Source organism: Streptomyces zaehneri (genome assembly GCF_032248645.1).
Taxonomy (GTDB): Bacteria; Actinomycetota; Actinomycetes; order Streptomycetales; family Streptomycetaceae; genus Streptomyces; species Streptomyces coriariae.
The window spans coordinates 131,802-152,933 of record NZ_JASTTJ010000025.1; the positions used below are offsets into that span (position 1 = coordinate 131,802).

Annotated in this window: 13 protein-coding genes, 1 tRNA gene and 1 rRNA gene; 3 read left to right on the forward strand and 12 right to left on the reverse strand. The window is 70.1% G+C overall.

The window, feature by feature from the left end:
* Positions 1-41: 41 nt before the first annotated feature.
* Both QQM72_RS33185 and QQM72_RS33190 read left to right on the forward strand, forming a co-directional pair.
* Complete coding sequence (locus tag QQM72_RS33185; protein WP_314224530.1) at positions 42-884, forward strand: Fpg/Nei family DNA glycosylase; 843 nt, start codon at positions 42-44, stop codon at positions 882-884.
* Positions 885-1,023: 139 nt separating this feature from the next.
* Positions 1,024-1,788 (forward strand): SDR family NAD(P)-dependent oxidoreductase, encoded by a 765-nt coding sequence (locus QQM72_RS33190; protein ID WP_314224531.1) that lies wholly within the window; start codon positions 1,024-1,026, stop codon positions 1,786-1,788.
* A gap of 632 nt (positions 1,789-2,420) precedes the next feature.
* Here the strand turns inward: QQM72_RS33190 and QQM72_RS33200 are convergent.
* From QQM72_RS33200 to QQM72_RS33240, 9 genes are all read right to left on the reverse strand, one after another.
* Positions 2,421-2,891, reverse strand: coding sequence for a Dps family protein (locus QQM72_RS33200; protein WP_314224532.1), 471 nt, complete (start codon positions 2,889-2,891; stop codon positions 2,421-2,423).
* Positions 2,892-3,098: 207 nt separating this feature from the next.
* Positions 3,099-3,479, reverse strand: a complete 381-nt coding sequence (locus QQM72_RS33205; protein WP_314224533.1) for a helix-turn-helix domain-containing protein — start codon at positions 3,477-3,479, stop codon at positions 3,099-3,101.
* Between the two features lie 109 nt (positions 3,480-3,588).
* Entirely contained in the window at positions 3,589-4,134 is a 546-nt protein-coding gene (locus tag QQM72_RS33210; RefSeq protein ID WP_314224534.1) for a CinA family protein, read from the reverse strand.
* A complete protein-coding gene (gene pgsA, locus QQM72_RS33215) occupies positions 4,131-4,931 on the reverse strand; it encodes a CDP-diacylglycerol--glycerol-3-phosphate 3-phosphatidyltransferase (protein WP_314224535.1) in 801 nt (266 codons plus the stop codon). Before pgsA ends, QQM72_RS33210 begins: the two co-directional genes overlap by 4 nt.
* The gene (gene rimO, locus QQM72_RS33220; RefSeq protein ID WP_314224536.1) at positions 4,928-6,397 is read right to left on the reverse strand and encodes a 30S ribosomal protein S12 methylthiotransferase RimO; all 1,470 of its coding nucleotides are present in this window, start codon (positions 6,395-6,397) and stop codon (positions 4,928-4,930) included. The genes pgsA and rimO overlap by 4 nt, the downstream gene beginning before the upstream one ends.
* 89 nt (positions 6,398-6,486) lie before the next feature.
* Entirely contained in the window at positions 6,487-7,326 is an 840-nt protein-coding gene (locus QQM72_RS33225; protein WP_314224537.1) for a helix-turn-helix domain-containing protein, read from the reverse strand.
* A gap of 255 nt (positions 7,327-7,581) precedes the next feature.
* Positions 7,582-10,305, reverse strand: coding sequence for a DNA translocase FtsK (locus tag QQM72_RS33230; RefSeq protein ID WP_314224538.1), 2,724 nt, complete (start codon positions 10,303-10,305; stop codon positions 7,582-7,584).
* Between the two features lie 174 nt (positions 10,306-10,479).
* The gene (locus tag QQM72_RS33235; RefSeq protein ID WP_314224539.1) at positions 10,480-11,169 is read right to left on the reverse strand and encodes a response regulator; all 690 of its coding nucleotides are present in this window, start codon (positions 11,167-11,169) and stop codon (positions 10,480-10,482) included.
* Positions 11,170-11,430: 261 nt separating this feature from the next.
* Positions 11,431-16,893 (reverse strand): HAMP domain-containing protein, encoded by a 5,463-nt coding sequence (locus QQM72_RS33240; protein WP_314224540.1) that lies wholly within the window; start codon positions 16,891-16,893, stop codon positions 11,431-11,433.
* Positions 16,894-17,279: 386 nt separating this feature from the next.
* Between QQM72_RS33240 and QQM72_RS33245 the strand changes: the two genes are divergently transcribed.
* Entirely contained in the window at positions 17,280-20,021 is a 2,742-nt protein-coding gene (locus QQM72_RS33245; RefSeq protein ID WP_314224541.1) for a SpoIIE family protein phosphatase, read from the forward strand.
* Between the two features lie 59 nt (positions 20,022-20,080).
* On the opposite strand, the gene QQM72_RS33250 is transcribed toward QQM72_RS33245, so the two are convergent.
* From QQM72_RS33250 to rrf, 3 genes are all read right to left on the reverse strand, one after another.
* A tRNA-Thr gene (locus QQM72_RS33250) sits at positions 20,081-20,156 on the reverse strand.
* A 74-nt stretch (positions 20,157-20,230) separates the two neighbouring features.
* Positions 20,231-20,893 (reverse strand): DegT/DnrJ/EryC1/StrS family aminotransferase, encoded by a 663-nt coding sequence (locus QQM72_RS33255; RefSeq protein ID WP_314224550.1) that lies wholly within the window; start codon positions 20,891-20,893, stop codon positions 20,231-20,233.
* A 114-nt stretch (positions 20,894-21,007) separates the two neighbouring features.
* Positions 21,008-21,124 (reverse strand): 5S ribosomal RNA (gene rrf, locus QQM72_RS33260).
* Between the last annotated feature and the right edge of the window lie 8 nt (positions 21,125-21,132).

The following is a 21,132-nucleotide window of genomic DNA, read 5'->3' on the forward strand; positions in this document are numbered from 1 at the left end:
CCGCACCCCGCCCGCAGCGACTCGCATGTCACCCTTGACCCATGCCCGAAGGTGACACGGTCTGGCAGGCCGCGAGGCGCCTGCACGACGCCCTCGCGGGCAAGGTGCTGACCCGCTCGGATCTCCGGGTGCCCCAGTACGCCACCGCCGACCTCACCGGACGCACCGTCCTGGACGTCACCCCGCGCGGCAAGCATCTCCTCACCCGCGTCGAAGGCGACCTGACGCTCCACTCGCACCTGCGGATGGACGGCTCGTGGAAGGTGTTCACGAGCGACCAGCGCTGGACCGGCGGCCCGGCACACCAGATCCGGGCGATCCTCGGCACCCACGACCGCACCGCCGTCGGTTACCGCCTCCCCGTCCTCGACCTGTTGCGCACCGCCGACGAGCCACGAGCCGTCGGGCACCTCGGACCCGACCTGCTGGGCCCCGACTGGAACCCCGAGCGTGCCCTCGCCAACCTCCTCACGGACCCTGCCCGCTCCCTCGGCGAGGCCCTCCTCGACCAGCGCAACCTCGCCGGCATCGGCAACGTGTACAAGAGCGAGCTCTGCTTCCTCCTCGGCGTCACCCCATGGCTCGCCGTCGGCGCGCTCCCCGCCGACCGCGCCGCGAAGCTGCCCTCCCTCGCGAAGAAGCTCCTGGAGGCCAACCGCGACCACCCGGTCCGCAACACGACGGGCCGCCGCGGCCAGAACCTGTTCGTCTACGGCCGCGCACCCCGCCCCTGCCTGCGCTGCGGAACACCGGTCCGGGTCGCCGACCAGGGCGACGGCTCCCGCGAGCGCCCGACCTACTGGTGCCCCGCCTGCCAGACCGGCCCCGCCCCGGCACCGGGCTCCCCGCCGACGCGCCGCCTCCGCCCACGCACCACCCGGTGACGACCTTCGACGACCGCTCCCCGCATCCTCGTTGACGAGCCGGACGAACCGCACGAGCCGGACGAACCGCCGCCGCGCGCCCGAGCGAACAAGCCCGCCGCAATTGACGCACCGTCAGAAACGCTCGTACCGTCCTTTCATGGCCGTCAAGGCGTACGACCTCACCGGACGCACCGCTTTCGTCACCGGCGCCGCGAGCGGAATCGGCCGCGCCTGCACGGTACTTCTCGCCCAGGCGGGCGCCACCGTGCACGGCGCGGACCGCGACGAACAGGGCTTGCGGGAAACGGCGAAGCTGATCAAGGACCGGGGCGGCACGGCCCGCACCCACCCCCTCGACGTCACCGACCGCGCCCAGGTCCGGCAGGCCCTCGAATCCTGCGAGCGGCTGGACATCATGGCCGCCGTCGCCGGGATCATGCACAACAGTCCGGTCCTGGACACCCGGGACGAGGACCTCGACCGGGTCCTGGCCGTCAACTTCAAGGGGGTGCTGTACGCCTGCCAGGAGGCGGCCCGTCTGATGCTGGCGCGCGACACCGGCGGCAGCATCGTCACCATGGCCTCGGGAGCGGTGGACACCGGCGGCCCCGGTCTGCTCTGCTACGGCGTCGCCAAGGCGGCCGTGGTCCAGTTGACGAAGACCCTGGCGACGGAGGTCGGTCGGTACGGCATACGCGTCAACGCCGTCGCACCGGGCTGGATCCGCACCCCCATGACCGACCGCCGCGACGCCGGCGCGCAGGCGCACACCGAGGCGCGCATGGCTCGCATGTCGCCCCTGGGCCGGGTCGGCGAACCCGAGGACATCGCGCACGCCGTTCTCCACCTGGCCTCGGACGCGTCGGCATTCACCACGGGCCAGATCCTCCGCCCGAACGGCGGCGTGGCAATGCCCTGGTAGCCCACCGCCTCACGGCCCCCTCGACGAACCAGCCCGCCGGCGCCGCGCCAAGAGCACGAGGGCAGCGCAGCCCAAACAGCCCGGCCACCCTCCCGAAGACACCCCACCCCCACTCGAAGACGTCGGCGCCTACCCCCGCGCCTTCCCCTCCGCGCCGCCCCCACCCCTCGCGCCACCACCGACTCCCCCGCCACCATCGGCTCTCCCGCCACCACCGACTTCCCCGCCGCCCGCGGCCCCCCGCCAAGCAGCCCTCCATCGCCCCTGCCCGACCGCCCCCACCGCACGTGCCTTGGCCACGCAGTGCACGGGCAGCAGGCTCAGCCCCCACCCTCCGGCGGCGACCGCCCCCTCCAGCACGCCGGCGTCCGGCGCCACGGCGAGTCTCAGCACGGCCCACCACCACGCCGCGCCCAACCCGAGGCCGAGCCACAGCACGGCCCCACGGTCCGCTATTCGCCCCACCACGGCCGTCACCTCCAGCCCGAGCCTCGAGCCTCACCACGACATCCAGTAACCCCGGCGCCTGCGCGGAGGCCGACGCCAGACGTCCGTCCCGGCCGCAGGCAGGGCGCGCGGGCGGCACACCGGCGCATCGAGCGCACCAGGTCGCCGCCCACGCCCCTGCCGCCTCACACGCTCTCCGCCTGGAACATCCAGTGGTGTTTCTCGAGCTCGGCGGTGATCCCGATGAAGATGTCCTGGCTCACCGGGTCCGCGTCACCCGTGGCCGTCACCCGTTCCCGCATCCGGGTGATCACCGCGCCCAGAGCGGCGACGAGCGTGCCCACCGCGTCGGCGTCCTTGATCCAGCCCGCCGCCACCGCGCTGATCCCGCTGCCGGCCGCCACCGTCGCCGCCCGTCCGTCGGGTGAGACGCCCAGCGCCGAGGCACGCTCCGCCACGGTGTCGGAGTGGGCACGGGCGACGTCCACGACCTCGTCGAGTTGGAGGTGGACGGACCGGAAACGGGGCCCGACGACGTTCCAGTGGACCTGCTTGGCGACGAGCGACAGGTCGACCAGGTCGACGAGCGCGCCCTGCAACGCCTCCGAGACCGTCTTCAGATCGGAGTCGGACAGGGGACTCTTGACGACGTACATCGGTACCTCCGGTGGTTGGCCCCCGAGATGCCCCTCCACGATGACCTCGGCACCCCGCACCGGCAAACGGACGACAGACGCGAAGAACCCCGACCGCACCCTCTCCGGGTCTCCCCGGAGAGGCCCCGGCCGGGGCCTCACACATGCTTTCCTACGTGCCTGTGTCGCGTCACACGCCCACGCGTCACACGCCCGTGCGCGTGAATGTCACGCGGCGACCACGTCCACCGCCTCGGCGGGGGCCTTGATGGTCACCCGCTCCGGTGGCACACCGGTCACCGACACGGAACCCAGCATCGGACGGACCGACGCCGGTACAGGCTCGCGGGGGGTGACGGCAGCAGACTGAGCCAGCTCGGCGAGAGCGAGCTCGTCGCTCACTTCCCGCATGAGCTCGGACATCCGTACGTCCAGCGCGTCGCAGATGGCGGAGAGCAGCTCGGAGGATGCCTCCTTCTGCCCCCGCTCCACCTCGGAGAGATAGCCGAGTGAGACTCGGGCGGACGAGGAGACTTCGCGCAGAGTACGGCCCTGGCGCTGGCGCTGCCGACGCAGCACGTCACCCAGCAGGCGACGGAGCAGAATCATCGGTGGCTCCCTCCTCGGACCGCGTAGCCGCATCCTTCACGCCCCACCGTACCGCCTTGCGCTGCGGCCGTGCGGGGAGCGATGTCGTGTTCACTCAGGGCTGTAAACATCAAAACCCCCCGTTCTGTTCCGTATCCTGTGCCCGCTCATTCCCGGGGTGTTCGCCCGCAAGCTCTGTCAGGAGCAGTGCGAGTACGCTCCGTACACTCTCTCTACGAATTTCCGCCCGGTCGCCGTTCAACCGCAGGGCCTCCACTTTTCCGCCGCCGGCGCAACCGCGATCCGCCCGGAACGGGCCGTCCACCGCCACGAAAACCGTCCCCACCGGCTGTCCGTCCTGTGGGTCGGGGCCGGCGACGCCTGTGGTCGCGATGCCCCAGTCGGCTCCCAGCGCCTTCCGCACTCCGGCGGCCATCTGGGCCGCGACCTGCGCGTCCACGGCCCCGCGCGCGGCCAGCAGGTCCGCGTCGACCGCGAGCAGTGCGTGCTTGAGGTCGGTGGCGTAGGCGGTGACGGAGCCGCGGAAGACCTTGGACGCACCGGGGACCGAAGTGATCTCCGCCGCCACCAGTCCACCGGTCAGCGACTCGGCCACGGCGAGCGTCGATTCGTTCACCGTGAGTAGTCGCACCACGTCGGTGGCCGGGGAATTCACGCTTGCGTCTCCTCCAACGCGGCCTTGCGCTCGGCGATTCCCTGCCTGCGCAGCACAACGGCCTGCCGTACGTAGTCGAGCCCGGTCACCACGGTCAGCACGACCGCCGCGGCCATCACCCACCACCTCAGGGTGGCCAGCCAGCCCGTCAGCGCCAGGACGTACATCCCGACCGCCACGCCCTGCGTGAGCGTCTTCAGCTTGCCGCCCCGGCTCGCCGGGATGACGCCGTAACGGATGACCAGGAAACGCAGGAGCGTGATCCCGAGTTCCCGGCCGAGGATCACGATCGTCACCCACCACGGCAGGTCGCCGAGCGAGGAGAGGCAGATCAGCGCCGCTCCCATGATCGCCTTGTCGGCGATGGGGTCGGCGATCTTCCCGAAGTCGGTGACGAGGTTGTACGTCCGCGCGATGTGCCCGTCGAACAGGTCGGTGATCATGGCGATCGCGAAGGCCGCCCAGGCGAACGCACGCCATGCCGGGTCGTAGCCGCCGTCGGCCAGCATCAGCGCGACGAAGCCGGGCACCAGAATCAGCCGAAGCATCGTCAGCAGATTGGCGATGTTCCAGACGCTCGCCTGGTTGACGGCGGCGGCCGCCAGCTTCGCACCCCTCGGCGGCCTGCCGGCATCCTCCGGATCGGCGGTCGCGGCCGCATCGGCAGTCACTTCGGAGGGAACCACCACGGCGCCCGCCGCCTGTGCGGCCTGCGAAGCCTGGGGACCCGGTGAGGTCTGCGAAGCCGGTGAAGCCTGCGAGGAGCCGCCCGCAGCCGATGCCGGAACACCCGTCATCTGCCCGCCTCCTCGCTACACCCGAACGAGCCCGGCAGGGGCTCGGCCACCAGGTCGACACCTTCCGTACCGACCACCTTCGCCTCGACCATACGACCGACGCTCAGGTTTCCGCCCGATGTGAGCAGCACCTGTCCGTCCGTCTCCGGAGCCTGGTGCTCCCCGCGGCCGTACACGCCCTCCTCGTCCACCGACTCGACCAGTACGTGCACGGTCTCGCCGACCCGCTCCTCGGCCCGCTGCGAGACGAGTTCCTCGGCGAGCCGGGAGACCCGGGCGAGCCGCTCGGCCACGAGGTCCACGTCGAGCTTGTCGTCGTACGTCGCGGCCTCGGTGCCCTCCTCGTCGGAGTAGCCGAAGACGCCGATCGCGTCGAGGCGGGCGCCGTTCAAAAAGCGTTCCAGCTCGGCCAGGTCGGCCTCGGACTCACCGGGGAAGCCCACGATGAAGTTGGAGCGCACACCCGCCTGGGGCGCCTTGCTCCGGATGGTGTCGAGCAGTTCCAGGAAGCGGTCGGTGTCGCCGAAGCGGCGCATCGCGCGCAGCACGCCGGGCGCCGAGTGCTGGAAGGACAGGTCGAAGTAGGGCGCGATCTTCGGCGTCGAGGTCAGCACGTCGATCAGGCCGGGCCGCATCTCGGCCGGCTGGAGGTAGCTGACCCGCACCCGCTCGAGGCCGTCGACCTCCGCCAGCTCGGGCAGCAGCGACTCCAGCAGCCGGATGTCGCCGAGGTCCTTGCCGTAGGAGGTGTTGTTCTCGGAGACCAGCATGATCTCCTTGACGCCCTGCTCGGCCAGCCACCGCGTCTCGTTCAGCACGTCGCTCGGCCGCCGCGAGATGAAGGAACCACGGAAGGACGGGATGGCGCAGAAGGAGCAGCGCCGGTCGCAGCCGGATGCGAGCTTGACCGAGGCGACCGGGGCGCCGTCGAGCCGGCGACGCAGGGGCGCGCGGGGGCCGGAGGCCGGGGCGACCCCCTCGGGAAGGTCGTTCGGCCCGTGGCCGGGCAGGGCCACCGAGGCGGCCGACTCCTGCCGCTCCGCCGGGCTGATCGGCAGCAGCTTGCGCCGGTCGCGCGGGGTGTGGGAGGCGTGGATGCCGCCGTTCAGAATGGTCTGGAGGCGGTCGGAGATGTCGGAGTAGTCGTCGAAGCCGAGCACCCCGTCGGCCTCGGGCAGGGCGTCGGCGAGTTCCTTGCCGTACCGCTCTGCCATGCAGCCCACCGCCACGACGGCCTGGGTTCTGCCATGCCCCTTGAGGTCGTTGGCTTCCAGCAGGGCGTCGACGGAGTCCTTCTTGGCGGCGTCGACGAAGCCGCAGGTGTTGACGACGGCGACGTCCGCGTCCTCGGCGTCCTCCACGAGCTGCCAGCCGTCCGCCTCCAAACGGCCTGCGAGCTCCTCCGAGTCCACCTCGTTACGGGCGCAGCCAAGGGTGACGAGTGCGACGGTACGGCGTTCAGGCATGGGCTCAAGACTACTTTGTCCCACCGACACCGAACGTCGACGGGGTTGGCGATCTTCGCCAACCCCGTACACCCGAAGGCACGCCTGGCCTATCCGACCTTCGGGTCGCCCTTCGTGTACGTCAGCCGCTCCACGGCGCCGGGCCGGAAATCGTCGTCGAGCTTCTTGCCGTTGACGTAGAGATCGATCGCGCCGGCGTCACCGAGGACGAGGTTGATCTTCTCGCTGTCCTGGAAGGTCTTGGACTGGCCCTGCTTGAGCAGGCCGTCGAAGAGCAGCCGGCCGTTGTGGTCCTTGGCGGCGACCCAGCTGCGGCCGTCCGCGGCGCTGACCTGGACCGTCACCTTGTCCTGAGGGGCCGCGGCGATGGCGCTGTCGGAGGGTTCCGGCTTCTCGTCGACGGGCTTGTCGGTCTTCGTCGTGGGCGAGGCGGTCTTGTCGGTCGCGGGGGTGGTGCCCTCGGCGACCTGTTCCTTCGACCCGTCGTCGTCGCCGCCCGTGAAGGCGGTGAAGCCGACGAAGCCGACCACGGCGACGATCGCGGCGACCATGGCGGCGGTCCAGTTCGGCCCGCGCCGCTCGGGGCGGATACGTTCCGCCTCGAAGAGGGGCGCGGCCGGGGTCGGTGCCGGACGGCCGCCGTGGGTGTCGTCGTACCGCTCGATCAGCGGGGCGGGGTCGAGGTGAACGGCCCTGGCCAGGGTCCGAATGTGCCCGCGGGCATAGACGTCCCCGCCACAGGCGGCGAAGTCGTCGGACTCGATGGCGCGGACGATGGCGATGCGGACCCGGGTGGCGGAACTGACGTCATCGACGGTCAGCCCCGCCGTGATGCGGGCCTGCTGCAGGGCGCGGCCGATGGAGAAGGGGGCTTCCTCGGACGGGTCTTCGAACGGACGCTCGTCTTCAGGGGAGTTGCCGATGGACACGGGGGCGCCTTTCGAGCGTGTAGCCACCTGTGCTGGAGGTTCAGTCTAGGGGGGGTGCCAAAGGGAGGGGCAACCGGGCGGTACGACTTTGTACGCCATCGGTATGGCCGGTCACACCGATGACGGGCCGGTTACGGCCCCGGCGGGGAGCCGCACCTGTCCTCTCGCTCAACTGGACGTATGCCAAAGGGAAACGGTTGCCCACTGCTCTCTAACGGGTGAGTCACGGCCGACCACCCCTTCCCTGGCTGACGTCTACCCCCCAGAATCCCCCCGGATCACGGCGAGCACGCCGTCCAGCTCGTCCGGCTTCACGAGAACGTCACGCGCCTTGGAACCCTCGCTGGGCCCGACGATGTTCCGCGACTCCATGAGGTCCATCAGCCGGCCGGCCTTGGCGAAGCCGACGCGCAGCTTGCGCTGGAGCATGGACGTCGATCCGAACTGGGTGGAGACGACCAGCTCGGCCGCCTGGCACAGCAGGTCGAGGTCGTCGCCGATGTCCTCGTCGATCTCCTTCTTCTGCTTGGTGCCCACCGTGACGTCGTCCCGGAAGACCGGCGCCATCTGGTCCTTGCAGTGCTGCACGACGGCCGCGACCTCGTCCTCGGTCACGAAGGCGCCCTGCATACGGGTCGGCTTGTTCGCGCCCATCGGCAGGAACAGTCCGTCACCCTTGCCGATCAGTTTCTCGGCGCCGGGCTGGTCGAGGATGACGCGGGAGTCGGCGAGCGAGGAGGTGGCGAAGGCGAGCCGCGAGGGCACGTTCGCCTTGATCAGGCCGGTGACGACGTCGACCGACGGGCGCTGGGTGGCGAGCACCAGGTGGATGCCGGCCGCGCGCGCGAGCTGTGTGATGCGCACGATCGAGTCCTCGACGTCACGCGGCGCGACCATCATCAGGTCGGCGAGCTCGTCGACGATCACCAGCAGATAGGGGTACGGCTGAAGCTCGCGCTCGCTGCCCTCGGGCGGCTTGACCTTGCCGTTCCTTATGGCCGCGTTGAAGTCGTCGATGTGCCGGAAGCCGTACGCCGCGAGGTCGTCGTAGCGCAGATCCATCTCCCGTACGACCCACTGGAGCGCCTCGGCGGCCCGCTTCGGGTTGGTGATGATCGGCGTGATCAGGTGGGGGATGCCCTCGTAGGCGGTCAGTTCGACGCGCTTGGGGTCGATCAGGACCAGCCGCACGTCCTCCGGGGTCGCGCGGACCATGATCGACGTGATCAGGCAGTTGATGCAGGACGACTTGCCGGAACCGGTGGCTCCGGCCACCAGGACGTGCGGCATCTTCGCCATGTTGGCCATCACGTAGCCGCCCTCGACGTCCTTGCCGAGCGCCACCAGCATCGGGTGGTCGTCCTCGGCCGCGTCCGCGAGCCGCAGCACGTCGCCGAGGTTGACCATCTCCCGGTCGGTGTTCGGGATCTCGATGCCGACCGCGGACTTGCCGGGGATCGGGCTGATGATCCGCACGTCGGGGCTGGCGACGGCGTACGCGATGTTCTTCGCCAGCGCGGTGATCCGCTCGACCTTCACGGCCGGGCCGAGCTCGATCTCGTAGCGGGTGACCGTCGGCCCGCGCGTGAAGCCCGTGACGGCCGCGTCGACCTTGAACTCGGTGAAGACGTTCGTCAGCGAGGCGACGACGGCGTCGTTGGCCGCGCTGCGCGCCTTGCCGGGCCCGCCACGCTCCAGGAGGTCGAGCGAGGGCAGCGAGTAGGTGATGTCGCCGGACAGCTGGAGCTGCTCCGCGCGCGGCGGGAGCTCGCGCGTCTCCTGGGGGGCCGACTTGGTCAGGTCGGGGACCGCTCCCCCGCCCGTCTTGAGCTTCTGCTGCTTGGGCCGGGAGGCCGGGGCCGGAACGGGCGTCGGCGTGGTCGGCTCCCCGTCGCCGCCGCTCACCCCCTGGGTGAGGTCGGCGACGATCCGCGAGGGCGGCATGCCGTGCAGGACGGCGCCGTCGAGGTCGGCCGCGGCGGCCGCGGCGATGTCCACGGCGTCCAGCCGCCGGTCCATGGCGGGCTGCGGCACCGCGGAGCGCCTGGGGCGGCCGCGCCGCCGGGAGAGCGCCTCCTGCTCGGCGTCCTCGGGGCCGTACGGATCGGCGGCGCCCGGGCGCCGGCGGGGGCGCCCTGGCAGCGCCTCGCGCCACTGCTCGTCGTAGCGCTCGTCGTCGTCGAGGTCGTCGTACTCGTCCGCCGCCGGGTCGTGCAGCACCCCCAGGCGCACCCCGAGCTGCCGCAGCCGCTGCGGGATGGCGTTCACCGGGGTAGCCGTGACGACCAGCAGCCCGAAGACCGTGAGCAGCACCAGCAGCGGTACGGCGAGAACCTCGCCCATCGTGTACGTCAGCGGGGTCGCCGCACCCCAGCCGATGAGTCCGCCCGCGTCCCTTATCGCCTGCATGCCGTGGCTGCGGGCGGGCGCGCCGCAGGCGATGTGGACCTGACCGAGCACGCCGATGACGAGCGCGGACAGGCCGATCACGATACGGCCGTTGGCCTCGGGCTTCTCGGGGTGGCGGACGAAGCGCACGGCGATGACCGCCAGCAGGATCGGCACCAGCAGGTCGAGCCGCCCGAAGGAGCCGGTCACCAGGATCTCGACGAGGTCGCCGACCGGGCCGCGCAGGTCGGCCCAGGTCCCCGCGGCGACGATCAGCGCGAGGCCGAACAGCAGCAGCGCGACGCCGTCCTTGCGGTGCGCCGGGTCGAGGTTCTTCGCGCCGTTCCCTATGCCGCGGAACACGGCGCCGACGGCGTGCGCCAGTCCGAGCCAGATGGCGCGCACCAGGCGGTAGACGCCCCCCGTGGGACTGGGCGCCGGCGCGGGCACGGGCTTTTGGGCCGCGGCTTTCCTGGCGGGCGCCTTCTTCGCCGGGGCCTTTTTGGCGGCGGCCCTCTTCGCCGGAGCCTTCGCGGGAGCAGCCGCCTTCTTGGCGGGCTGCTTCTTGGCTGCGGACGGACGTGAGGCCATGGGTGTGAGGTTACCGGTGGAGACCACAACGGACACGTGTGCCCACTGCTTCACCCGTTCGTGTCGCCCTCCCGAGGGCGCGGAACTGACACGCCCGCCTTCGGTGGAGGGGGAACTGACGCGCCCTCATGCACAACTCGATGCGTCGCACGCGCCAGTTCCGTTCAGGTCCGTTCAGTTCGGTGACGGCAACGCGGCCGTGCCGCTGCCCGTGCCCGGCTCCAGGGCGTCCAGCGCCCGGCGCAGACCGGTGAGTTTGCGCTCCAGATGCGCCGCCGTGGCCACCGCCGCCGCGTCCGCGGACTCGTCGTCCAACTGCTTGGACAGGGCTTCGGCCTGCTCCTCGACGGCCGCGAGCCGCGCGGAGAGCTCGGCGAGCAGCCCCGCGGACTCCTTCACACCACCGCCCGCGGCGGCCTTGCCGCCACCACCCTCCAACTGCAACCGCAGCAGCGCCGCCTGTTCGCGCAGCTGGCAGTTCTTCATGTAGAGCTCGACGAACACCGAGACCTTCGCGCGCAGCACCCACGGGTCGAACGGCTTGGAGATGTAGTCCACCGCACCGGCCGCGTACCCGCGGAAGGTGTGGTGCGGCCCGTGGTTGATCGCGGTGAGGAAGATGATCGGGATGTCCCGGGTCCGCTCCCGCCGCTTGATGTGCGCGGCCGTCTCGAAGCCGTCCATTCCCGGCATCTGAACATCCAGCAGAATGACCGCGAAGTCGTCCGTCAGCAGTGCTTTCAGCGCCTCTTCCCCGGACGATGCCCGCACCAGCGTCTGATCGAGCGCAGAGAGGATCGCCTCCAGCGCCAGCAGATTCTCCGGCCGGTCATCGACCAGGAGGATCTTGGCCTTCTGCACCATGGCCCGCCCTCCTCGCCCCGGCAGTGCACCGGGCGCCGCCCCTGGGGACGACTCCTTTGCGCCGCCCTTCCTTGTGCCGGTCATGGTAGCCGCACCCCGACCGTCGCCACACCCTGTCACCGTGATGTCACTGTGCACGTAGCAGGAACGCAGCAGGAGACCAGAAGGTTCCCCGAATTCCGCCCCGCTACACGACAGCGGACACCCTGAGTCAGCAACTCCGGGCGCCTCCCGAAGGTTCCCGTCACGCCGCGGGTCCCCTCACTCGTCTCGCATCCACTGCCGCATCACCGACAGCAGGTGATCGGGGTCGACCGGCTTCGTCACGTAGTCGGAGGCACCCGACTCGATCGCCTTCTCCCGGTCGCCCTTCATCGCCTTCGCGGTCAACGCGATGATCGGCAGTCCGGAGAACTGCGGCATCCTGCGGATGGCCGTGGTCGTCGCGTAGCCGTCCATCTCGGGCATCATGATGTCCATCAGGACGACCGCCACGTCGTCGTGCTGCTCAAGGACCTCGATGCCCTCACGGCCGTTCTCCGCGTACAGCACCGAAAGGCCGTGCTGTTCCAGGACGCTGGTCAGCGCGAACACGTTGCGGATGTCGTCGTCGACGATCAGCACCTTCTCACCGCCGAACCGGATGCCCACGCGCGCGTGCGCCGCCGCCTCCTGCGCGCGGGCCGGCCACTGCTCCGGCCGTCCCACCTGCTCGCCGCCGCTCACCAGCCGGCGCCGGCGCCGGAAGAGAGCCGCCGGCCCGTTCTGCGCGTCCTGGTAAGACCGCACCTCGGCCGGCATCTCGATCTCCGCGTCGGACAGCTCCGACAGCTCGCGCGCCCCGTTCTCCGAGGCCACCAGGTCACCGGCCTCCAGGGCGGGCACGACCTGCTGGTACCCCTGCGGAGGCAGCTCGCTGGGGTGCAGCGGCAGGTAGAGCGTGAACGTCGAGCCACGGCCCGTCTCGCTCTGCGCGTGGATCTCACCGCCCAGCAACTGCGCGATCTCCCGCGAGATCGACAACCCGAGGCCGGTACCGCCGTACTTACGGCTGGTCGTGCCGTCGGCCTGCTTGAACGCCTCGAAGATCACCCGCATCTTGCTCGCGGCGATCCCGATGCCGGTGTCGGTCACCGAGAACGCGATCAGCGGCGCGTCCGCGTCGGTCAGGGAACCGGCCTCCAGCAACTGCTCCCGGATGGCCACCGGCACCTCCGCCCCGGCCGGCCGGATGACCAGCTCCACCGACCCGGAGTCGGTGAACTTCACCGCGTTGGACAGCAGGTTGCGCAGCACCTGGAGCAGCCGCTGCTCATCGGTGTGCAGCGTGGCCGGCAGCTCCGGCGACACCCGCACGGACAGGTCGAGGCCCTTCTCCGCGGTCAGCGGACGGAAGGTGGCCTCCACGTAGTCGACCAGCTGGACCAGCGCGATACGCGTCGGCGAGACGTCCATCTTGCCCGCCTCGACCTTCGACAGGTCGAGGATGTCGTTGATCAGCTGGAGCAGGTCGGACCCCGCGCCGTGGATCGTCTCGGCGAACTCGACCTGCTTCGGCGTCAGGTTGGTGTCCGCGTTGTCGGCGAGCAGCTTGGCCAGGATCAGCAGTGAGTTGAGCGGTGTGCGCAGCTCGTGCGACATGTTGGCGAGGAACTCACTCTTGTACCGCATCGACACCGCGAGCTGCTCGGCGCGCTCCTCCAGGACCTGCCGCGCCTCCTCGATCTCGGTGTTCTTCACCTCGATGTCGCGGTTCTGCTGGGCCAGCAGCTCGGCCTTCTCCTCCAGTTCGGCGTTGGACGCCTGAAGGGCCTTCTGCCGCTGCTCCAACTCGGCCGACCGCTCCCGCAGTTGCTCGGTCAGCTCCTGCGACTGCTTCAGCAGCTGCTCCGTCTTGGTGTTGACGGAGATCGTGTTGACGCTGGTCGCGATCATCTCGGCCAGCTGGTTCAGGAAGTCCTTCTGGATCTGCGTGAACGGCGTGAACGACGCCAGCTCGATCACCCCGAGCACCTGGCCCTCGAACAGCACCGGCAACACGATCACCTGCGCGGGCGGCGCCTCGCCGAGCCCCGAGGAGATCTTCAGATAGCCGCTCGGGGCGTTCGCGACGAGAATCGTCCGCTTCTCCTCCGCCGCCGTCCCGACCAGTGCCTCACCGGGCCGGAACGATGTCGGCATGGAGCCCATCGAGTAGCCGTACGAGCCCAGCATCCGCAGCTCGTACAGGTCCGTGCCGCCTTCGGCCGGCGGCATCGCCAGGAAGAACGCGCCGTGCTGCGCGGCCACCAGGGGCGGCAGCTCGCTCATGATCAGTGAGGCCACGTCCTGGAGGTCGCGCCGGCCCTGCATCAGGGCGGACACGCGCGCGAGGTTGCCCTTGAGCCAGTCCTGCTCCTTGTTGGCGATCGTGGTGTCGCGCAGGTTGGCGATCATCTTGTTGATGTAGTCCTGGAGTTCCTGGATCTCCCCGGACGCGTCCACGTCGATCTTCAGGTTCAGGTCACCGCGGGTCACCGCGGTCGCCACGCGCGCGATGGCACGCACCTGCCGGGTCAGGTTCCCGGCCATCTCGTTCACCGACTCGGTCAGGTCGCGCCAGGTGCCGTCGACGTCACGCACGCGTGCCTGACCGCCCAGCTGCCCCTCGGTACCCACCTCGCGGGCGACCCGGGTGACCTCCTCGGCGAACGACGACAGCTGGTCGACCATCGTGTTGATGGTCGTCTTCAGCTCGAGGATCTCCCCGCGCGCGTCGATGTCGATCTTCTTCGTCAGGTCACCCTTGGCGATGGCCGTCGTGACCATGGCGATGTTGCGCACCTGACCGGTCAGGTTGGACGCCATGCCGTTCACCGAGTCGGTGAGGTCCTTCCACGTGCCCGCCACACCCGGCACGTGCGCCTGCCCGCCCAGGATGCCGTCCGTGCCCACCTCACGGGCCACCTTGGTGACCTGCTCGGCGAACGAGCTCAGCGTCTTCACCATGGTGTTGAACGTGTCGGCGAGCTGCTGGACCTCACCGCGCGCCTCGATCGTCACCTGCCGCGTCAGGTCGCCGTTGGCGACGGCCGCCGCGACCTGGGAGATGTTGCGCACCTGCATGGTCAGGTTCTTGGCCATCAGGTTGACGTTGCCGCTGAGGTCCTTCCAGATGCCCGTGACACCGGGCACGTGCGCCTGGCCGCCCAGGATGCCCTCGGTGCCCACCTCGCGGGCCACCCGGGTCACCTGCTCGGCGAACGACGACAGCTGGTCCACCATCGTGTTGACGGTGGTGACGAGTTCCAGGATCTCGCCCTTGGCGTCGACCGTGATCTTCTTCGACAGGTCGCCCTTGGCGACCGCGGTCGTGACCTCGGCGATCTGACGCACCTGGATCGTCAGGTTGTTCGCCATGAAGTTCACCGACTGGGTGAGGTCCTTCCAGGTGCCGGAGACACCCTGTACCTCGGCCTGTCCGCCCAGCTGCCCCTCCGTACCCACCTCACGGGCGACCCGCGTGACCTCCTGGGCGAACGACGACAGCTGGTCCACCATCGTGTTCAGCGTGTTCTTCAGCTCGAGGATCTCCCCGCGCGCGTCCACGGTGATCTTCTGCGACAGGTCACCGCGGGCCACGGCGGTGGCGACCTGGGCGATGTTGCGCACCTGGGCGGTGAGGTTGCCGGCCATGCCGTTCACCGAGTCCGTCAGGTCCCGCCACACACCGGCCACGCCGGGCACCTGCGCCTGCCCGCCCAGCCGGCCCTCGGTGCCCACGTCCCTCGCCACCCGGGTCACCTGGTCGGCGAAGGCCGAGAGCTGGTCGACCATCGTGTTGATGGTGTTCTTCAGCTCGAGGATCTCCCCGCGCGCGTCCACGTCGATCTTCTGCGACAGGTCACCACGGGCCACGGCCGTCGTCACCTGCGCGATGTTGCGCACCTGGGAGGTCAGGTTCCCGGCCATCGAGTTGACGGAGTCCGTCAACTCCTTCCAGGTGCCCGACACGCCGTCCACCCGGGCCTGCCCGCCCAGCCGGCCCTCGGTGCCCACGTCCCGGGCCATCCGGGTCACCTGGTCGGCGAACGACGACAGCTGGTCCACCATCGTGTTCACGGTGTTCTTCAGCTGGGCCATCTCACCGGAGACGTCCACCGTGACCTTCTGCGACAGGTCACCGTTGGCCACGGCCGTGGTGACCTGCGCGATGTTCCTCACCTGTCCGGTGAGATTCCTGAACGCCGTGTTGACGGAGTCCGTCAGGTCCTTCCACGTACCGGCCGCGCCCGACACCTGCGCCTGACCGCCCAGCTCACCCTCGACCCCGATCTCCCGCGCCACGCGCGTCACCTCGGCACCGAAGGCCGACAGCTGGTCGACCATCCCGTTGACGGTGTTCTTCAGCTCCAGCATCTCGCCGGCCACGTCCACCGTGACCTTCTGCGAGAGGTCTCCGCTGGCCACGGCCGTCGTAACGGCGGCGATGTCCCGCACCTGCGTCGTGAGGTTCCGGAACACGGTGTTGACCGAGTCCGTCAGGTCCTTCCAGGTACCCGCGGCGCCCGGCACGTTCGCCTGGCCGCCCAGCTGCCCAGCGGCCCCCACCTCGTTGGCCACGCGCGTGACCTCGTCCGCGAAGGTCCGCAGCGTCTCGGTCATCTGGTTCATCGTGTCGGCCAGCTGCGCGACCTCGCCGCGCGCCGACACCGTCACCTTCTGCGACAGATCGCCGTTGGCGACCGCCGTGGTCACCTCCGCGATGCCGCGCACCTGGGCCGTCAGGTTCCCGGCCATGGTGTTCACCGAGTCGGTGAGCTCCTTCCACACCCCGTCCACGCCGGACACCTGCGCCTGACCGCCCAGGATGCCCTCGGTGCCCACCTCACGGGCCACCCGCGTCACCTCGGACGAGAACGCGGAGAGCTGGTCCACCATCGTGTTGACGGTGTTCTTCAGCTCGAGCATCTCGCCCTCGACGTGAACCGTCACCTTCCGGGACAGATCACCCTTGGCCACGGCCGTCGTCACCAGCGCGATGTCCCGCACCTGCGCCGTCAGCCGGTACGCCATCGTGTTGACGGACTCGGTGAGGTCCTTCCACGAACCGGACATACCGCGCACCTGGGCCTGGCCGCCCAGCTTGCCCTCGGTCCCCACCTCACTGGCCACACGCGTGACCTCGTCGGTGAACGTGGAGAGCTGGTCCACGAGGTTGTTGACCGTCCGCCCGACCTTCAGGAACTCACCGCGCAGCGGATGCCCGGTCCCCTCCGGCGTGTGCGTCCTGAGCTCCATCCGCGGCGACAGATCACCCTCGGCGACCGCCGACAGCACCCGCCCGACCTCGGAAACAGGCCGTACGAGGTCGTCGACCAGCGCGTTCGAGTTGTCGACGGCCGTCGCCCAGGACCCCTCGCAGGCGCCCGTCTCCAGCCGCTCGGTGAGCTTTCCCTCACGTCCCACCATGCGCCGGACCCGCGACAGCTCACCCGTGAGATGCAGATTCCGGTCCGCGACCTCGTTGAACACGGCCGCGATCTCCGACATCACGCCGTCCCCGGACACCGTGAGCCGCTTGCGGAAATTGCCGTCCCGCATGGAGCCGAGGGCTCCCAGCAGCCGGTTCAAGGCCGCCGTGTCCACGACGGTCGTCCCACCGCGTGGTGTACGCGGCCTGCTCAGAGACTGTCCGCCTTTCGCGCGCGTCTTAGTGCCCCGCGTCGCTGCGCCAGACTCCACTTGTCCCTCCCACAGGGATCGACCGTTACCGCTGTGCCTGGGTGCTACTGCTCGCCCTGCCTGTTGCCACTCGTCACCACCCGGCTTTCCGCCCGATGAAACCAGGCGGACCCGGAAGGCTGCTGCCCCCTGTACTCAGAAGACACCCAGTCTGCCCGGACCTTCACAAGAAGCTTGCCCAGTGTTTCACCCTTGCCGAACCAGGCCATAACAGTTCGGCAGCTTCGCACATCGTCCGCACACCCCTGGGGTGGAAACACTGGCGACCGGCATCCGTAGGGGCCGGGAAGGTAAGTAACCTTGCATGCGGCTGTCCAGCCACGCCGGTCCGACCGGCCTGGGCGGTGGCACGAGCACGAGCGGGCATCGGAGGGGCGGCCGCACACATGACCACCGGACTGATCCCGGGGGGACAGACCCCGGACCCCCGGCCTTCCAGCACGCGCCCGCCCCATCAGCGAGGCGACCTGACCGGCCAGGGAGCCCTGCACGTCGACGACCGGCCGAGGAGTTCAGTGATCACCGCGCGCGCGGCTGCCAGCTTCGAGCCCGTCGGGAGATCCGTGGCGACCGCCCGCTCCTTCGTCCGCGACACCCTCCAGGGCTGGGGCTTCGCCGACATCATCGACGACGCCGTCGTCCTCACCAGCGAACTGGTGACCAACGCGGTCGTCCACGCGGGCACCCACGCCGACGTCCTGTGCCTGCGCAGCGCCGACGCCGTACGCATCGAGGTGTCCGACCGGTACCCCGAACGTGAGATTCCGCTCCAGGGCTCCCTGGCCACCATGGGCAGCCCGGACCGCGAAGGCGGCCGCGGCCTCCAGCTGTGCGCGGCCATCGCCGGCCGCTGGGGCGTCGAGTACACCCCGACCCACAAACAGGTCTGGTTCCAGCTCGACCTCCCCGACCGCCCGGTCGGCACCCGCACGGCCGGCCCGTCCCTCCCGGCCGACCTCCTCCCGCTCGCCGACAGCCGGGTGCGCGTGGCGGTCGTCCAGATCGACCGTACGGGTGCCATCTCGGCCTGGAACGAAGACGCCGAGGAGCTCTTCGGCTACCCGGCCGACCAGGTCACCGGCAAACCCCTCACCGACCTCGCCGCCTGGCCGCACACGCCCGGCACCAGCACCGGCATCGTCGAGGCCCTCCAGCTCTCCCGCTGGGAGGGCAGCTACGGCATCCGCGGCGCCAACGGCCGTGTCACGCCCGTGTACGCCTCCCACCTCCGCGTCCGCGACACCGACGGCGAGCCCTCCACGGTCTGCCTGCTCGTCCGCGACCACGAGCGCGCGGTCCTCCAGACCCCCTCGCGCGGCCCGGCCACCGACCCGGCCACCACCTCGGACGGCCAGAACACCGACCCCTTCGAGGTGTTCATCGGCTCCCCGGCCCCGGACGACCTCGACGGTCTCCTCCAGCGCACGGTGGAGCGCGCCCGCGACATGCTCGACGGCGACTCCGCCTTCCTCCTCCTGGCGACCGACGACGAGACGGAACTGGAGGTCCGCGCCTCCACCGGCCTGCCCTCCGCCCGCCAGCGCTTCGCGCGCGTGCCCGTCGAGGCGGGCCCCGGCCGCTACGGCTCGGCCCGCATGCCGGCCGTCCACGAGGACCTCCTGGCCGTCCCCGGCGCCGTGCCCCTGCTGAACGGCACGGGCATGCGCTCGGTCGTCACGGTCCCGCTGAAGGTCGAGGGCCGGCTGACGGGCTCCCTAGGCGTCGCGGCGGAGGCTTCCGGCCGCTACTCCAACGAGGAGGCACTGCGCCTGCAGTTCGCGGCCGACCGCATCGCCCTCGCCGTGGAGTCGGCCCGCCTCGGCGAGCTGGAACGCCTGCGCCGAGGCTCCCTCAGCTTCCTCGTCGAGGCCTCCGACCTCCTCGCGGGCACACTGGACCGCGACCAGACCCTGGCCCTGATGGCCCAGATGACGGTTCCGACCCTGGCCACCTGGTGCGCGGTCTACACGATCGCCGACCAGGCCTCCGATCCCTACCTGTCGTACGTCCTGCACGAGGACGAGGAATTCATCGACGGCATCAAGTCGCTGCTCTCGAAGATCGCACCACCCGACCCCGTCCCCACCCCCGGCGCCCGGGTCTGGGCGGCCCCGGCCGCCGCCGCGCACGACGCGGCCCTGCGCAGTTCCATGCGCAGCCTGGGCCTGACCGGCGGCCCGACCCACCAGGTGGCGTCCGGCATCGGCCCCACGCTCGCCACCGCATCGGCAGTGGGCGGCGAGACGGTCGTGCTCCCCCTGGTCGCCCGCAACCGCGTCATCGGCATGCTGACCCTCGGCAAGCCCACCGACGAGCACTTCCGCCAGGAAATCCTGGAACTGGCCGAGGACTTGAGCCGCCGCGCGGCCCTCGCCCTCGACAACGCCCGTCTCTACTCCGAGCGCACGGCCATCAGCCAGGCCCTCCAGCGCAGCCTGCTGCCACCTGAGCTCCCCGAGATCGACGGCGTCGAGGTCGAGGTCATCTACCGCGCGGCCGGCGAGGGCAACGAGGTCGGTGGTGACTTCTACGACGTCTTCCCCATCAGCGACGGCGCGTACGGCTTCGCCATCGGCGACGTCTGCGGCACGGGCCCGAACGCGGCGGCCGTGACCGGCCTGGCCCGCCACGCCCTGCGCCTCCTGGCCCGCGAGGGCCTCAGCGGCCCGGCCGTCCTGGAGCGCCTCAACTCAGCCATCCTCGACGAGGGCGCCCGCAGCCGCTTCCTGACCCTCCTCTACGGCGAGATGCGTCCGCAGGAGGACGGCAGCGCCGAGCTGAAGGTGGTCTGCGCCGGCCACCCGCTCCCCCTGCGCCTGCGCCAGGACGGCACCGTCGAGGCGGCCGCCGAGCCTCAGCCGCTGCTGGGCGTCATGGAGGACCTGGAGCTCTACGAGCAGACGGTCACCCTCGACCCGGGCGACGTCCTCCTCTGCGTCACTGACGGGGTCACGGAGCGCCGTGAGGGCACCCGCATGCTGGGCGACGACGGCCTCGCCGACGTCCTCACCACCTGCACCGGTCTCACCGCCGGCGCGGTCGCGGCCCGCATCATGCGCGCGGTGGAACGCTTCGCGTCCGACGCCCCGTCCGACGACATGGCGATCCTGGCGATGCGAGTGGCGTGAGAAAAGAGTACGCACGGCATGAAGAAGGCCCCCGCCCGAATGGGCGGGGGCCTTCTTTGTGGAGCCCTCTAACGGAATCGAACCGTTGACCTTCTCCTTACCATGGAGACGCTCTACCGACTGAGCTAAGAGGGCCGGTCGCTTTCGAGGTTTCCCTCGCGGCAACAGAACAGATCGTACCCCGAACTGGCCGGTGTTCCCAAACTCGTTCAGAAGGCGGGTTGAAGCAGTCCGCCGAGCGCGTTGCAGGCGGACACGATCCGCTGCATGTCCCGCTTCGTCAACGAGGCGTCCACCGGCAGCGCGAGGGTCTCGTCCGCCGCGAGTTCGGTCTCCGGCAGCGACACACACCGCCGGAACTCGGGCAGTCGGTGCAACGGAGTCTTCACCGGCACCCGGCACTCGACTCCCTTTCCCCGTAGGGCCCGCGCGAAGGCGTCCCGGTCGGGCCGACCGTTCCCCGGCACCCGCACGACGTACTGCTGATACGTGTGTCCGTTCCCTCCGTCCGGCATACGCACCCCACGCAACCGCCCGTCCAGGTAGGCCGCCCGCTCCCGACGCTGCGCGATCTCGTGGTAAGGCGCCTCGGACTCCCCCTGTTCCAACACCAGCAACCCATGCCGCTGCCCCACCCCGTGCAACCGCCCGACATCCGCCGGCCGGCCAAAGCGGTGCACGACAACCGCCGCCGCGGTGCGCGGAGTTACGACCGCTTCGACGGCGGCCGGATCCAGGCAGTACGTCACCGGATCTACATCGGCGAACACCGGAAGGGCACCCGCCAGAGCGACTGCTCCGGCGACCTCCACATTCCCGAAGGCCGGCACGATGACCTCGTCACCGACTCCGACGCCTGCGGCCCTGAGCATTGCAGCAGTACCCATGCCGTGGATGCTGAAGGCGGAACATGAACTTCAAGTGGCCGAAAACAAAAAAGGGTTGGTCCCTGAACCGAAGTTCAGAGACCAACCCTTTGAATGATTGTTCGGCGGTGTCCTACTCTCCCACAGGGTCCCCCCTGCAGTACCATCGGCGCTGTAAGGCTTAGCTTCCGGGTTCGGAATGTAACCGGGCGTTTCCCTCACGCTATGACCACCGAAACACTATG

Excerpts from the sequence above, each read along its gene's own strand:
- QQM72_RS33200 (WP_314224532.1), bottom strand. The coding sequence starts at position 2,891 with ATGTACGTCGTCAAGAGTCCCCTGTCCGACTCCGATCTGAAGACGGTC.
- QQM72_RS33185 (WP_314224530.1), top strand. The coding sequence starts at position 42 with ATGCCCGAAGGTGACACGGTCTGGCAGGCCGCGAGGCGCCTGCACGAC.
- QQM72_RS33235 (WP_314224539.1), bottom strand. The coding sequence starts at position 11,169 with ATGGTGCAGAAGGCCAAGATCCTCCTGGTCGATGACCGGCCGGAGAAT.
- QQM72_RS33190 (WP_314224531.1), top strand. The coding sequence starts at position 1,024 with ATGGCCGTCAAGGCGTACGACCTCACCGGACGCACCGCTTTCGTCACC.
- QQM72_RS33245 (WP_314224541.1), top strand. The coding sequence starts at position 17,280 with ATGACCACCGGACTGATCCCGGGGGGACAGACCCCGGACCCCCGGCCT.
- QQM72_RS33255 (WP_314224550.1), bottom strand. The coding sequence starts at position 20,893 with ATGCTCAGGGCCGCAGGCGTCGGAGTCGGTGACGAGGTCATCGTGCCG.
- QQM72_RS33230 (WP_314224538.1), bottom strand. The coding sequence starts at position 10,305 with ATGGCCTCACGTCCGTCCGCAGCCAAGAAGCAGCCCGCCAAGAAGGCG.
- pgsA (WP_314224535.1), bottom strand. The coding sequence starts at position 4,931 with ATGACGGGTGTTCCGGCATCGGCTGCGGGCGGCTCCTCGCAGGCTTCA.
- rimO (WP_314224536.1), bottom strand. The coding sequence starts at position 6,397 with ATGCCTGAACGCCGTACCGTCGCACTCGTCACCCTTGGCTGCGCCCGT.
- QQM72_RS33205 (WP_314224533.1), bottom strand. The coding sequence starts at position 3,479 with ATGATTCTGCTCCGTCGCCTGCTGGGTGACGTGCTGCGTCGGCAGCGC.